Source organism: Candidatus Arthromitus sp. SFB-turkey (assembly GCF_001655775.1).
In the GTDB taxonomy this organism is placed as follows: Bacteria; Bacillota; Clostridia; order Clostridiales; family Clostridiaceae; genus Dwaynesavagella; species Dwaynesavagella gallinarum.
This window is the reverse complement of the sequence record NZ_LXFF01000037.1, coordinates 20283-32943: the sequence shown is the minus strand read 5'-3', so window position 1 is coordinate 32943 and position 12661 is coordinate 20283. Positions and strand designations below refer to the sequence as shown.

Here is a 12661-nt window from a genome sequence, read left to right as displayed (position 1 = left end):
CCAATATCGTGTAATAATCCTGCACGTTTCGCCAATATGACATCTTCGCCTAACTCAGCAGCTAGTATTCCTGAAATTTTTGCAACTTCAATTGAATGATTCAAAACATTTTGACCATAACTAGTTCTATATTTTAATCTACCTAACAATTTAACAATTTCACTATGTACACCATTAATACCAGTCTCAAATAAAGCTTGTTCTCCTGTTTCCTTTATTTCATTGTCAATATCTCTTTTTGCTCTATCAACCATCTCTTCAATTTTTGTAGGATGTATTCTTCCATCTAAAATTAATCTTTCTAATGCTATTTTTGCAATTTCTCTTCTGATAGGATCAAAACTTGATAAAACTACTGCTTCTGGAGTATCATCTATAATTAAATCAACCCCAGTTAACATTTCTAAAGTACGTATATTCCTTCCTTCTCTTCCTATTATTCTTCCTTTCATTTCATCATTAGGAAGAGTAACCACATGAACTGTAGATTCTGAAACATGATCAGCAGCATACCTTTGTATTGCTCCTGTTATAATTTCTTTTGCTTTGTTTGCACTTTCTTCTTTAAGCTTATTTTCAAACTCTTTTATCAAAACGGCCGACTCATGAGTTATCTCTTTTTTAATTTCACTTAATAAAAACGTTTTAGCTTCTTCAGAATTCATTTTAGAAATAGATTCTAATTCTTGTCTTTTCCTACAATCAACTTCACGTATATTTTCTTCCAACTTATCAATTTCTGATATTCGTTCATTAATCTCACGCTCTTTTTTTTCTAAAATATCTGATTTTTTATCTAAAACTTCTTCCCTTTGAAGAAGTCGTCTTTCCAATCTTTGAATTTCATTTCTTCTATCTCTTGATTCTTTTTCAACTTCCAACCTCAATTTGTGAGCATCTTCTTTAGCTTCTATTAATAACTCTTTCTTTAGAGCTTCCGCTTCTTTTTTTGTGTTTTCTAACAAAAGTTTTCGTTTTTCTTCATCTTCAGCCATCTTAATCACTGATTCATCGTATCGCTTTTTTAAACGTTTCTTTACAAGAATTAATAATCCTAATAAAAAAACAATCAATATTATATTTATAATAGAAAAAACTATACTAAAAAAATAACTATTTATACCATTCGCTACTATATTACAACACCTCCTTGCCTTTAAAAATTAATTTATAAAAAGCGTGTTGGTGTCATATTTTATTCTTACTGAAAACATTTAATATCTATTAGCAACCAGTATCATACTAATTTTATATTAATTTTTACTTAATGTCAATTTATAAGTAAAATATATAAATAAATTTTAAAAATTTATTCTTTACTATTTTCGTTAATAGAAAAACTCATTTCAGATGTATTATTGTCTGAGTTTACATTTTTAATATTATACTTTTCTAAAATTATTTTTTCAATTTCATTTAATATTTCACTATTATCTGCAAGATATTGTTTAGCATTTTCTCTTCCTTGACCCATTTTTTCATTATTATAAGAAAACCATGATCCGCTTTTTTGAATTATATTTTCTTTAACTGCAAGATCAAGCAAACTTCCCTCACGTGAAATACCTTTGTTATATATAATATCAAACTCCGATAATCTAAATGGAGGCGCTACTTTATTTTTCATAATCTTAACTCTAGTTCTATTACCAACAATTTCGTCTCCTTGCTTTATTGAATCAACTCTTCTAACATCTAATCTAACAGAAGCATAAAACTTTAAAGCTCTTCCTCCTGGTGTTGTTTCAGGATTACCAAACATAACTCCAACTTTTTCTCTTAATTGATTTATAAATATAGCAACACATTTAGATTTATTTATATGACCTGCAAGTTTTCTTAAAGCTTGAGACATTAATCTTGCTTGAAGACCAACATGAGAATCTCCCATTTCGCCTTCAATTTCAGCACGAGGAACAAGAGCAGCTACTGAATCTATAACAATAACATCTATTGCCCCAGATCTCACTAATGCTTCTGCAATTTCAAGAGCTTGTTCTCCATTGTCCGGTTGTGAAATTATTAAATTTTCAGTATCTACACCTAAATTTTTTGCGTAATTCGGATCGAGCGCATGTTCTGCATCAATAAACGCTGCAGCTCCTCCTTTTTTCTGCGCTTCTGCTATTACATGTAATGCAACTGTTGTTTTTCCAGAAGATTCTGGACCATAAATTTCTATTATTCTTCCTTTAGGAAGCCCACCAATTCCTAGTGCTATATCCAAATCCAAACATCCTGTTGATACACTTTCGATATTTAAAGCACTTTGTTCTCCAAGTTTCATTATAGAGCCTTTTCCATATTGTTTTTCTATTTGACTCATAGCCATTTCTATAGCTTTCATTTTATCTAAATCTATAGACATAATTATAATATCTCCTTTAAACTTTTAATATTTTTACTAATATAATCCCAACCAGATAGAATTGTAAGAAAAACGCACATATAAAAGGTAATATCACCAATCAATTGAATCAAATCTACTATGTAATAACTTTGAATATTAAAATTCATTAGATATAATTTTAAAAGAATAAATATTATTGAAATAATCTGAAATACTGTTTTTAATTTTCCGTATGTATTTGCAGCTATAACTTTTCCACCTTTAGAGGACAACACAAGTCTTATCCCAGTAATTATAAACTCTCTAAAAATTATAATTATAACAGGAATAGCATTTACTAAATTTAATTCTATAAACGAAATAAACGCGGCCGAAACCAACAATTTATCTGCTAAAGGATCCATAAATTTTCCAAAATCCGTTATTAAATTATACTTCCTTGCAATGTATCCATCTAATTGATCAGTAATAGAAGCTATTGTAAATGTAATTAGTGCTCCTAACACACCTATTTCCGTATTAAAATTTATAAATACAAGAAATACAGGTATAAGAATAATCCTAAATAAAGTTAATTTATTAGGTAAATTCATTAAATAACCTCTCCTATAAAGTCATAATCCAAACAAGAAGTAATTTTAACATTAACAAACTCACCTATGTTTAGATTATTGCTAGATTTTATGTAAATTATACCATCAATTCCAGGACTTTGAAAATTAAGTCGTCCGACGTAATACTCGTTATTTTTTGAATCTATAACAGCTTCAAATACTTGTCCTATTTTTCTTTCTAACAACTCCCTTGAAACATCTTTTTGAATACTCATAATTTTATTTCGTCTCTCAATTTTAACATTTTCATCTATTTGATCATCAAGAGTAGCTGCTACTGTATCTTCCTCTTGAGAATATGTAAAAACTCCAATATTATCTATGTTCTTTTGTTTTATAAAATCTTCAAGCATTTCAAAATCTTCATTTGTTTCACCTGGAAAACCAACTATCAAAGAAGTTCTTATAACTATATCAGGAACTTTTCTTAATTCATTAATAAGTTTATAAATTTTATCTTTTCTAGTATGTCTTGCCATCCTTTTCAAAACATTATCACTAACATGTTGAAGAGGAATATCTATGTATTTACACAACTTAGGATTTGATTTCAATTCTTCAATTAAAACATTATCTATATCCTCAGGATAAGCATAATGAAGTCTTATCCATTTAATTTCATCTATTTTTGATAATTCTCTAATCAATTTTACAAGACTTTTTTTACCATATAAATCAATTCCATATTTCGTTATATCTTGCGCAATTAATATTATTTCTTTTATACCTTGTTTAACGATGGTATTTGCTTCATACACTAAGCTTTCAATACTTCTACTAACATGTCTTCCTCTAATTTTTGGAATAATACAAAATGTACAATTATTATTACATCCTTCTGAAATTTTTAGATACGCATAATGTTTAGGAGTTGTTATGATACGTTCTGCTTCAAAAATAGAATTTTCTTTGTTTTCATTATCAAGTATCCTCTGTTTATTTTGCAAAAAGCTTTTTATGTGTTCATATATTTTATCATAATTCATAACTCCTAAAATTATATCTATCTCTGGCATTGATTCAAATAAATCTTTTCCATAGCGTTTAGATAAACATCCAGTAACAACAAGCACCTTTAAATTTTTATTTTTGTATTGGGCCATTTCAAGAATTGTATCAATTGATTCTTGCTTTGCTGATTCAATAAACGAACATGTATTTACAATCAAAATATCTGCTTCTTCTTCATTTGTTGTGATATTAAATTTATCTACTAAATTTCCTAAAAACATTTCAGTATCAATTGTATTTTTATCACAACCTAAACTAATAACTCCTAATTTTAATTTATCCACTTTCTTAATTTCCTCACTTTTAATTTTAATCATTAGAATATATCATCTTTATCAACTAAAATCTCTCTTTTGTTCGATGAACCTCTAGTTCCTATAATTCCTCTTTTTTCTAATTCTTCAACTATACTTGCAGCTCTATTATAACCTATTTTTAATTTTCGTTGAATTAACGAAGTGCTTGTATTGTTGTATTCAAAAATTATTTTTATCGCTTCTTCAATAAGCTCATCTCCACCAAAATCCATTCCATCTGATTTCACACTAGCATTATTATTTATATGTTCTATAATTTCTTCACTATATTCAATTTTAGATCTGTATTTGGTTTTAATTTCATTAACAAATTTCTCAACTTCAAACTCAGATATAAAAGCACCTTGAACCCTTTGAGGTTTTAAATATCCCATAGGATAAAACAACATATCTCCACGACCAAGAAGTTTTTCAGCTCCTGATTGATCTAAAATTGTTCTTGAATCAATTGAACTTGAAACTGAAAAAGAAATTCTAGAAGGAATATTCGCTTTAATAACTCCTGTTATAACATCAACTGATGGTCTTTGAGTAGCAATTATTAAATGCATTCCTGCAGCTCTTGCCATTTGTGCAAGTCTTGCTATAGAATCCTCAACTTCATTATGACATACCATCATTAAATCAGCCAACTCATCAATAACTATAACTATGTACGGAATTTTTTCATCAATTTGCTTCTTATTAAAAAGCTCGTTATAACTATCAATGTTTCTAACACCTTTTTCAGCAAACTTATTATATCTTTTTGTCATTTCCATAATCGCCCAATTAAGAGCGTTAGATGCTTTTTTAGGATCTGTAACAACTGGTATTAATAAATGAGGGATTCCATTATAAACATTAAGCTCTACAACTTTTGGGTCAATAAGAATGATTTTTACTTGATCAGGTAAATATTTATACAAAATACTAACTAAAATTGTGTTTATACAAACAGACTTACCAGAACCAGTAGCCCCTGCAATCAACAAATGGGGCATAGTCGCAAGATCTGCAACTATACTTTTACCACTAATATCTTTACCAAGTCCAATACTTATTTTTAATTTTGAAGAATTAAACTCATCTGACTGTATTATTTCTTTAAGTTTAATAGTTGAAACAACATCATTTGGAACCTCAATACCAACTAAAGATTTTCCAGGTATAGGAGCTTCTATTCTTATACCACTTGTCGCAAGAGCTAACGCTATATCATCTGAAAGATTTAAAATCTTACTAACCTTAACCCCTTTATCTGGCTCAACTTCATATCTCGTTACCGCTGGCCCTTTTTCAACATTTTTGATTGTTGCTTTAACTTTAAAATTATCAAGAGTCTTTTGTAGTAAATCCTTTTTTATTTTTAATTCGTCATCAACTTCTTGAGAAATATTATTTTCTGTATCTTCTAAGTAATCAATATTTATATCAACATCTTCATAGCTTCCTTGCTCTTGATTTAAAGTTTCATAATTTTCATTTTTTTCACTTTCAATTTTAATAGAATTTTTATCTATATTTTCAAACTCAAATGAGCTTTGTTCTTCATTTTTAAATTCATCTAATTCATCTTTTTTATCTTCTACAATATCATCTATAATTTCATCATTGTTATTTATTTCTTTCGGTTCTTCAATAGATAGAGATTTAGATAAAAACTTAACTATAGAAGCATTGCTTTTCTTTTTTTTATCTATTGAAATAATTTCATTTGTTTTTGAGGATTTAATATCTTTTTTAGATTTTGTTTTAGATGAAATATCATTTACCTTTTTTTTAGTACCACTTGCAATATCATACAAAGATTTATCTAATACTAAAATCAAACTGATTATATTTATTGCAATTAAGGCAATTAAACTCCCTAAAAAACCTATTACCGATTCCATTAATCTCATTATAGTTAAACCAAGAATTCCACCATGAAAAAATGAATTTGTATTTATAATTGATTGAATTGATAATAAATAATTTCTTTCATTATATTTATCTAACGTAATTAAACTTATTATAAAATAAATAGTTACAACAAAACACACAAGTCCGTAAAATTTTTTATTTAATTTACTAATTTTTTTCTGGGATATAAGCGATACCCCTAAAAAACCTATAAGAAATGGAAGAACATATCCTCCAACCCCTATTCCATCTTTAACTAAATTTCTAATAACAACTAACAAAAATGCATCAGTATTTGAATAAAAACCTATTAGTAACAAAAAAGACATTAAAATTAATACAATTCCTATAATTTCTCTACGTTTATTATCATTAATATTTTTCATAATTTTAAAACCCTCTTTGAAAACAACTTAAACTCTACTTATCGTACAAAATATTTTGTCATAAATAAATTTTTATTTCAATAGAAATTTATTTACTTTATTCCTTATTCTCTTTTTCTTTCTCCTTTTCCTTTTCTTTTATCATTGAATTTAATTTAGTAAGAGCGTCTGTAATACCTCCAACTTCTTCTATAAGACCATAATCAACAGCCTCTTGACCTATTAATATAGTTCCCATATCATTTAATAAATCTCCTGTTTCTTGAAGCAATCCTTCTAAAACCTCTTTTTTAACACTACTTGTTCTAACAATAAAGTCAGTAATTCTTTCCTGCATCTTTTTAAAATAATCAAAAGTTTGTGGAACTCCAATTATAAGACCATTCATTCTGATTGGATGTAAAATCATTGTTGCCGATGGAGTTATAAAAGCATAATCGGACGCAGTTGCAAGAGGAACCCCAATTGAATGACTTCCACCTAATACTAAAGAAACCGTCGGCATACTCAAACTATTTATCATTTCAGCAATAGCTAGTCCAGCCTCAACATCTCCTCCAAGAGTATTTAAAGTTATAAGAACCCCTTTTACATTTGGATTTTGCTCCATAGCAATAAGCTCAGGTATAACATGTTCATATTTTGTACTTTTAGTTTGAGGTGATGAAACACCATGTCCCTCAATTTGTCCAATTATATTTATTGTTTGAATATAATTAGCAGGATCTTTTGAATTAACAACTTCAATCATTCCAAAATCTTTTATATTTTTTGCCGTTTCTGTTGGCTGATTATTTTCACTTTTTCCATCCCCTAATTGTCCCGTAGATGATAAAAACTGAAAAGCATTTTTATAAATACTAGGCATATCGTAAAACATAAATTAACTCCTTCCAAGACAAAATATTTATTAATAGTTTGTTAATAAATATTTTATTTATTCAAAAAAATAAAAATTAGCAAGTCCATATTGAAACTTGCTAATTTATTTCTTATCAAAAAAATTCTCATGAATTATATTTAAACTTTCCTCTAAATCTGAATTTTTAACCAAAATCCATATACTCATATTTGAATGATTAGTTTGTAAAACATCAATACCTTCTCTGTGAAGTAATTCTATCAATCTAGCTATTGTAATAGAAATTTTTTTAAGATTTGCTTTTACAATACCAATTTTTGAACATGCTCTAATAATTTCATACTTGATTTCATAATCATTCAAAATTGTTTTAATATCTTCAAAATCATCTTTATAAATAGTAAAAACCTTATGGTCAACAAAAATATTTATAAAATCTATATTTATATTTTCATCAGATATTTTTTGAAAAACTTTATAATAATTCTCATTGTTTAAATTCTCATTTTTAAATATTTTAATTTGAATACAATCTTTTAAATAAGTCATACCCTTAAAATAATCTTCATCTTTAGATATATTATTATTTATAACTGTCCCTTTAAAGCTATTAAACGTATTTTTAATAATTATTGGAATATTTTCATCCATAGCAACCTTAACTGCTTCAGGATGAATTATATTATTCCCATAACTAGATAATTCAAATAATTCCTCATAACTTATCTCTTCAATAGACTTTGCTTTTGATACAAGTTTAGGGTCAGCAGTCATTAAACCATCAACATCTTTAAAAAATTCAACTCTATCACATTTTAAAGCTGTTGCTAATTTTACAGCTGAAATATCACTACCACCTCTTCCAAGAGTCGTAATATTCCCATCACTTGTAACCCCCTGAAAACCCGCTATTACAGGAATAATGTTTTCAGATAATAATTTTTCTATGTTTGAAGTATCTATATTTAAAATTTTTGCATTTCCAAAATTATTATCAGTTAATATCCCAATGTCTTGTCCTATTAAAGGGAGTGCATTTACATTATTAGATTGAAGTTCAGATGTGAATACAATAGAACTTATTATTTCACCACAACTAATAAGCTTGTCTAAATATAGTGGATTATTTTTTTTAAAATTTTCTGAAACTAGTGATAATAATTCATCAGTTGAATATGGATCATTTTTTCTTCCAATAGCTGATATAACTACTACTGTTTTATTTCCATTATAAATAGATTCTTTGATTTTACTAATACAAATTAATCTTGAATTTTTAGTTTGTACAGATGTTCCACCAAATTTTTGTAATATACATTCCATATTTGTTTAAACTCCAAAAAAAAATTAATATATATATAAATCAATCATTTTTTCATTTATATCATCAATATCAATTATAATTGTTTTAGTTCCTATCTTTTTTATAAAATTCCAAGCTACCTTAAAGGAATTTCTAGTATTTCTAAAAAATATTCCATTATTTTTTCTATCATTAATAATCAAATATTTAAAATTTCCATATTCATCAATCACTAAATCATGATTAAATAGACAACCATATTTTTCACCATCATTTATATTGATAATTTCATATTTTTGAATATCACTATAAAATTTATTTTTTTCTTTCATCTGATACCTCCTAATATAAAATATTATTTTTTTCAAATTTTATTACACAAAAAATAAAAAAATAGCAAGGATATACAATCTCTTGCTTTTGTTATAAATTAAAATTATTCTTGTTCTGTTTTATCTTCTTTTATTTCTTTTGTATTTAAAACATCTTTTCTTGATAAATTAATTCTTCCTTGTGAATCAATATCAATTACTTTAACTAAAATTTCATCTCCTACAGAAACTTCACTTTCAACTTTATCAATTTTTTTATTAGAAAGTTTTGATAAATGAACAAGACCTTCTTTACCATTAAAAATATCCACAAAAGCTCCAAAGTTTGTTATCTTAACTACTTTTCCAAGATATATCTCACCAACTTTAATTTCTTTCGTAATAATTTCTATTTGATTGACCGCATAATCTATTTTCGCTACATCATAATCAGAAATAAAAATTCTTCCATCATCCTCAATATGAATAGCTTGTTTTTTCAATTCTGCATCAGAAATTATTTTGTTAATTACCTTTCCACCAATACCAATAACATCTCTAATTTTTTCTGGATCAATTTTTATAACCTTTGTCTTAGGAGCATACTCAGATAAACCTTTTCTGTGTTCTGGAATACATTTATGAATTTTTTTCAAAATTTCAAGTCTAGCCTTTCTAGCTAATTCTAAACTTTTTTCAATACAATTCCAAGACAATCCTTTTATTTTTGTATCTACTTGAATTGCAGTTATTCCCTTTTCTGTACCTGCAACTTTAAAATCCATATCACCAAAAAAATCTTCTACCCCTTGAATGTCTGTAAGAATTTCTTCTTTTGATAAATCATCATTTGTAAATAAACCAATAGCAATCCCTGCAGCTGGTCTTTTTATTGGAACTCCAGCATCAAGTAATGCAAGTGTACTACCACAAACAGATGCTTGTGAAGTTGATCCATTAGAACTAAGAACTTCTGAAACTAAACGAATTGTATATGGAAAATCTTCTTTTGATGGAATTAATGGTTCAAGTGCTTTCTCAGCAAGAGCACCATGACCTATTTCTCTTCTTCCAGGCCCTCTCAAAGGTTTAACTTCTCCAACACTATAAGAAGGAAAGTTATAATGATGCATATATCTTTTATATTCTTCTTCACCTATACCATCAATTATTTGAACATCAGCAAGTGGCCCAAGTGTCGCAATAGTTAAAACTTGCGTTAACCCTCTTGTAAATAATCCTGTTCCATGTGTTCTAGGTAATATAGAAACATCACATGAAATAGGTCTTATTTCATCAAATTTTCTACCATCTGGTCTACGTTTTTCATTAATAACCATTTTCCTAACTATCTCTTTTTGAATATTGTAAACCACATGATTAACATCTATCATATTATCAGGGAAAATTTCCATAAAATGATCGTTAATTACGTCTTTAAGATTTCCCATTATTTCAGCTCTCTCAACTTTATCCGTTGTATACATAACTTCTTTAATTTTTTCATAAGCAAATTTATGTACTTCGTCAACTATCTCTTTTGAAACTTCATAAAGCTCTGGTTTAAGTTTTTCTTTTCCAAATTTTTCAACTGCTTCCAATTGAAACTTAATAACCTCTTGACATTTTTCAAAACCAAACTTTATAGCCTTAAACATTACATCTTCAGGTATTTCATCTCCACCTGCTTCAATCATAATTACCTTTTCTCTTGTAGCACAAACAGTCAAATTCATTAAAGTTTCTTCTCTTTGTTTAGAAGTTGGATTTATTACAAATTCGCCATCAACTAAACCGACCATAACTGCTCCAACAGGTTCTGTATACGGTATACTAGAAATACATAACGCTAAAGAAGCTGCATTAATTGCCAAAATATCAGGTAAATTATCATTTTCAACAGACATTACAGTACAAACTACTTGCACATCATTTCTGTATCCTTTAGGAAACAAAGGTCTTAAGGGTCTATCAATAGCTCTACCATTTAATATTGCTTGAGTTGATGGTTTTCCTTCTCTTTTAATAAAACCACCTGGAATTTTACCAACAGAATATAATCTTTCTTCATATTCAACACTTAATGGAAAAAAATCTATTCCTTCTCTTGGTTTTTCAGATGCATTAACATTTACAAGTACGCATGTATCACCATAACTCATGAGAATTGATGTATTTGATAACATACCCAAATCACCATACTTAAGAGCTAATTTTCTCCCTTCAAAAGTCGTTTCTAAAACATTTAGCACTAAAATTATCCTCCATTCACAAATTTAATTCATATAATTTAAGAGCGGATATAAAACCGCTCTTAAAACAAAATGCTAAACTATCTTCTAATTCCTAAACTTTTAATAAGTTCCCTATATTTTGAAATATCTTGTCTCATTAAATAATTCAACAAACCTCTTCTTTTACCAACCATTATCAAAAGACCTCTTCTTGAATGATGATCTTTCTTATGTACTTTTAAATGTTCTGTTAATTCAGATATTCTTTTAGTTAACAAAGCTATTTGAACTTCTACAGATCCTGTATCCCCTTCATGTCTAGAATACTCTTTAATTATTTCTTGTTTTTTTTCTTTACTAATCATAAATTTAAAATCCTCCTAAAATCCCCTCCAACCAAGTCATAGTCCAAAAACTAAAACCTAGTCTAAGGTTTTACATAATAAGTATAACAAAAATATTGACTATTTCAAATATTTTTTTGTTATTTGATAAGTGTCATTTCTATCTTTCACAAGTTGATCAACAAGAGAGTGAACATCAGAAAACAAAACTTCATTACGCAATTTTTTTACAAAATTAACTTTTATTGTTTCACCATACAAGTCTTCTGAAAAATCCAATATATTCGTTTCAATGGATATATACTTATTTTTAAAAGTTGGATTATATCCAATGTTAGTCATTGAAGGAAATTTTCTATTTTTAAATTCTGTTATAGTTGCATATACACCATTTTGAGGAGTACAAAATAATGGATTAAATTCAATATTAGCTGTCGGAAAACCTAACTGCCTTCCTAATTGTTTACCTTTAACAACAACACCTTTAATATTGAAAAATCTTCCTAAAAACCTATTTGCTTTTTCTATTTCACCAAATTTAATATAAGTTCTTACTTTTGTACTACTAACTTTTTTGTTTGAAATTTTCATAGATTCAAAAACTTCTACTTCATAACCAAATTTTTGGCTCATCTGCCGTAAATATTGAATATTTCCTTTGTTCTTATTTCCAAATCTAAAATTAAATCCACAAAAAATTTTTTTCATATTGTAGTTTTGACATAAATATCCAAGAAACTTTTCAGCAGATAAATTCCTAACTTCGGCAAAATCATATAATCCAAGATAATCTACACCCATTTTTTCAATTATCTTAATTTTTTCATCTAATGGCATTAATCTTTTGGGAATATTTCCTGAATTTAATATTGAAAATGGATGTTGTTTAAAAGTTATAACCATACTTTTAAAAGAATTTTCTCTTGCATAATTAATAACGCTTGAAATGATTTTTTGATGTGCAACGTGAATACCATCAAAATTTCCTATACATAACACAATATTATCATTAATTTTTTCATATATAGAATTAATTATTTGCATA

Annotated in this window: 11 protein-coding genes; all 11 read right to left on the bottom strand. The window is 27.2% G+C overall.

The window, feature by feature from the left end; translation table 11 throughout:
• Positions 1–1121 (bottom strand): ribonuclease Y (gene rny, locus A6P36_RS07450; protein WP_066762786.1); only part of this gene is annotated, 1121 nt, incomplete at its 3' end.
• A gap of 188 nt (positions 1122–1309) precedes the next feature.
• Positions 1310–2368: a recombinase RecA gene (recA, locus tag A6P36_RS07445; protein WP_066762781.1), complete on the bottom strand. Its 1059-nt coding sequence runs from the start codon at positions 2366–2368 to the stop codon at positions 1310–1312.
• Positions 2369–2370: 2 nt separating this feature from the next.
• On the bottom strand, positions 2371–2943 hold the full coding sequence (gene pgsA / locus A6P36_RS07440) for a CDP-diacylglycerol--glycerol-3-phosphate 3-phosphatidyltransferase (protein WP_066762779.1): 573 nt from the start codon (positions 2941–2943) through the stop codon (positions 2371–2373).
• Positions 2943–4259, bottom strand: a complete 1317-nt coding sequence (gene rimO / locus A6P36_RS07435; protein WP_066762785.1) for a 30S ribosomal protein S12 methylthiotransferase RimO — start codon at positions 4257–4259, stop codon at positions 2943–2945. The genes pgsA and rimO overlap by 1 nt, the downstream gene beginning before the upstream one ends.
• 32 nt (positions 4260–4291) lie before the next feature.
• Entirely contained in the window at positions 4292–6562 is a 2271-nt protein-coding gene (locus A6P36_RS07430) for an FtsK/SpoIIIE family DNA translocase (protein WP_066762777.1), read from the bottom strand.
• A 97-nt stretch (positions 6563–6659) separates the two neighbouring features.
• Complete coding sequence (locus tag A6P36_RS07425) at positions 6660–7442, bottom strand: ClpP family protease (protein ID WP_082917662.1); 783 nt, start codon at positions 7440–7442, stop codon at positions 6660–6662.
• 105 nt (positions 7443–7547) lie between these two features.
• Positions 7548–8747: an aspartate kinase gene (locus A6P36_RS07420; protein ID WP_066762776.1), complete on the bottom strand. Its 1200-nt coding sequence runs from the start codon at positions 8745–8747 to the stop codon at positions 7548–7550.
• Between the two features lie 24 nt (positions 8748–8771).
• Positions 8772–9059, bottom strand: a complete 288-nt coding sequence (locus tag A6P36_RS07415; protein WP_066762773.1) for a YlmC/YmxH family sporulation protein — start codon at positions 9057–9059, stop codon at positions 8772–8774.
• 104 nt (positions 9060–9163) lie between these two features.
• A complete protein-coding gene (locus A6P36_RS07410; RefSeq protein WP_066762771.1) occupies positions 9164–11290 on the bottom strand; it encodes a polyribonucleotide nucleotidyltransferase in 2127 nt (708 codons plus the stop codon).
• An 80-nt stretch (positions 11291–11370) separates the two neighbouring features.
• Positions 11371–11634 (bottom strand): 30S ribosomal protein S15, encoded by a 264-nt coding sequence (rpsO, locus tag A6P36_RS07405; RefSeq protein WP_191335943.1) that lies wholly within the window; start codon positions 11632–11634, stop codon positions 11371–11373.
• A 102-nt stretch (positions 11635–11736) separates the two neighbouring features.
• Positions 11737–12660, bottom strand: a complete 924-nt coding sequence (locus tag A6P36_RS07400) for a bifunctional riboflavin kinase/FAD synthetase (RefSeq protein ID WP_066762767.1) — start codon at positions 12658–12660, stop codon at positions 11737–11739.
• Between the last annotated feature and the right edge of the window lies 1 nt (position 12661).

Bases quoted from the DNA above. Each gene is read 5' to 3' on its own strand.
- A6P36_RS07430 (WP_066762777.1), bottom strand. From the start codon at position 6,562: ATGAAAAATATTAATGATAATAAACGTAGAGAAATTATAGGAATTGTA.
- A6P36_RS07425 (WP_082917662.1), bottom strand. From the start codon at position 7,442: ATGTTTTACGATATGCCTAGTATTTATAAAAATGCTTTTCAGTTTTTA.
- A6P36_RS07420 (WP_066762776.1), bottom strand. From the start codon at position 8,747: ATGGAATGTATATTACAAAAATTTGGTGGAACATCTGTACAAACTAAA.
- A6P36_RS07400 (WP_066762767.1), bottom strand. From the start codon at position 12,660: ATGCAAATAATTAATTCTATATATGAAAAAATTAATGATAATATTGTG.
- recA (WP_066762781.1), bottom strand. From the start codon at position 2,368: ATGTCTATAGATTTAGATAAAATGAAAGCTATAGAAATGGCTATGAGT.
- pgsA (WP_066762779.1), bottom strand. From the start codon at position 2,943: ATGAATTTACCTAATAAATTAACTTTATTTAGGATTATTCTTATACCT.
- A6P36_RS07415 (WP_066762773.1), bottom strand. From the start codon at position 9,059: ATGAAAGAAAAAAATAAATTTTATAGTGATATTCAAAAATATGAAATT.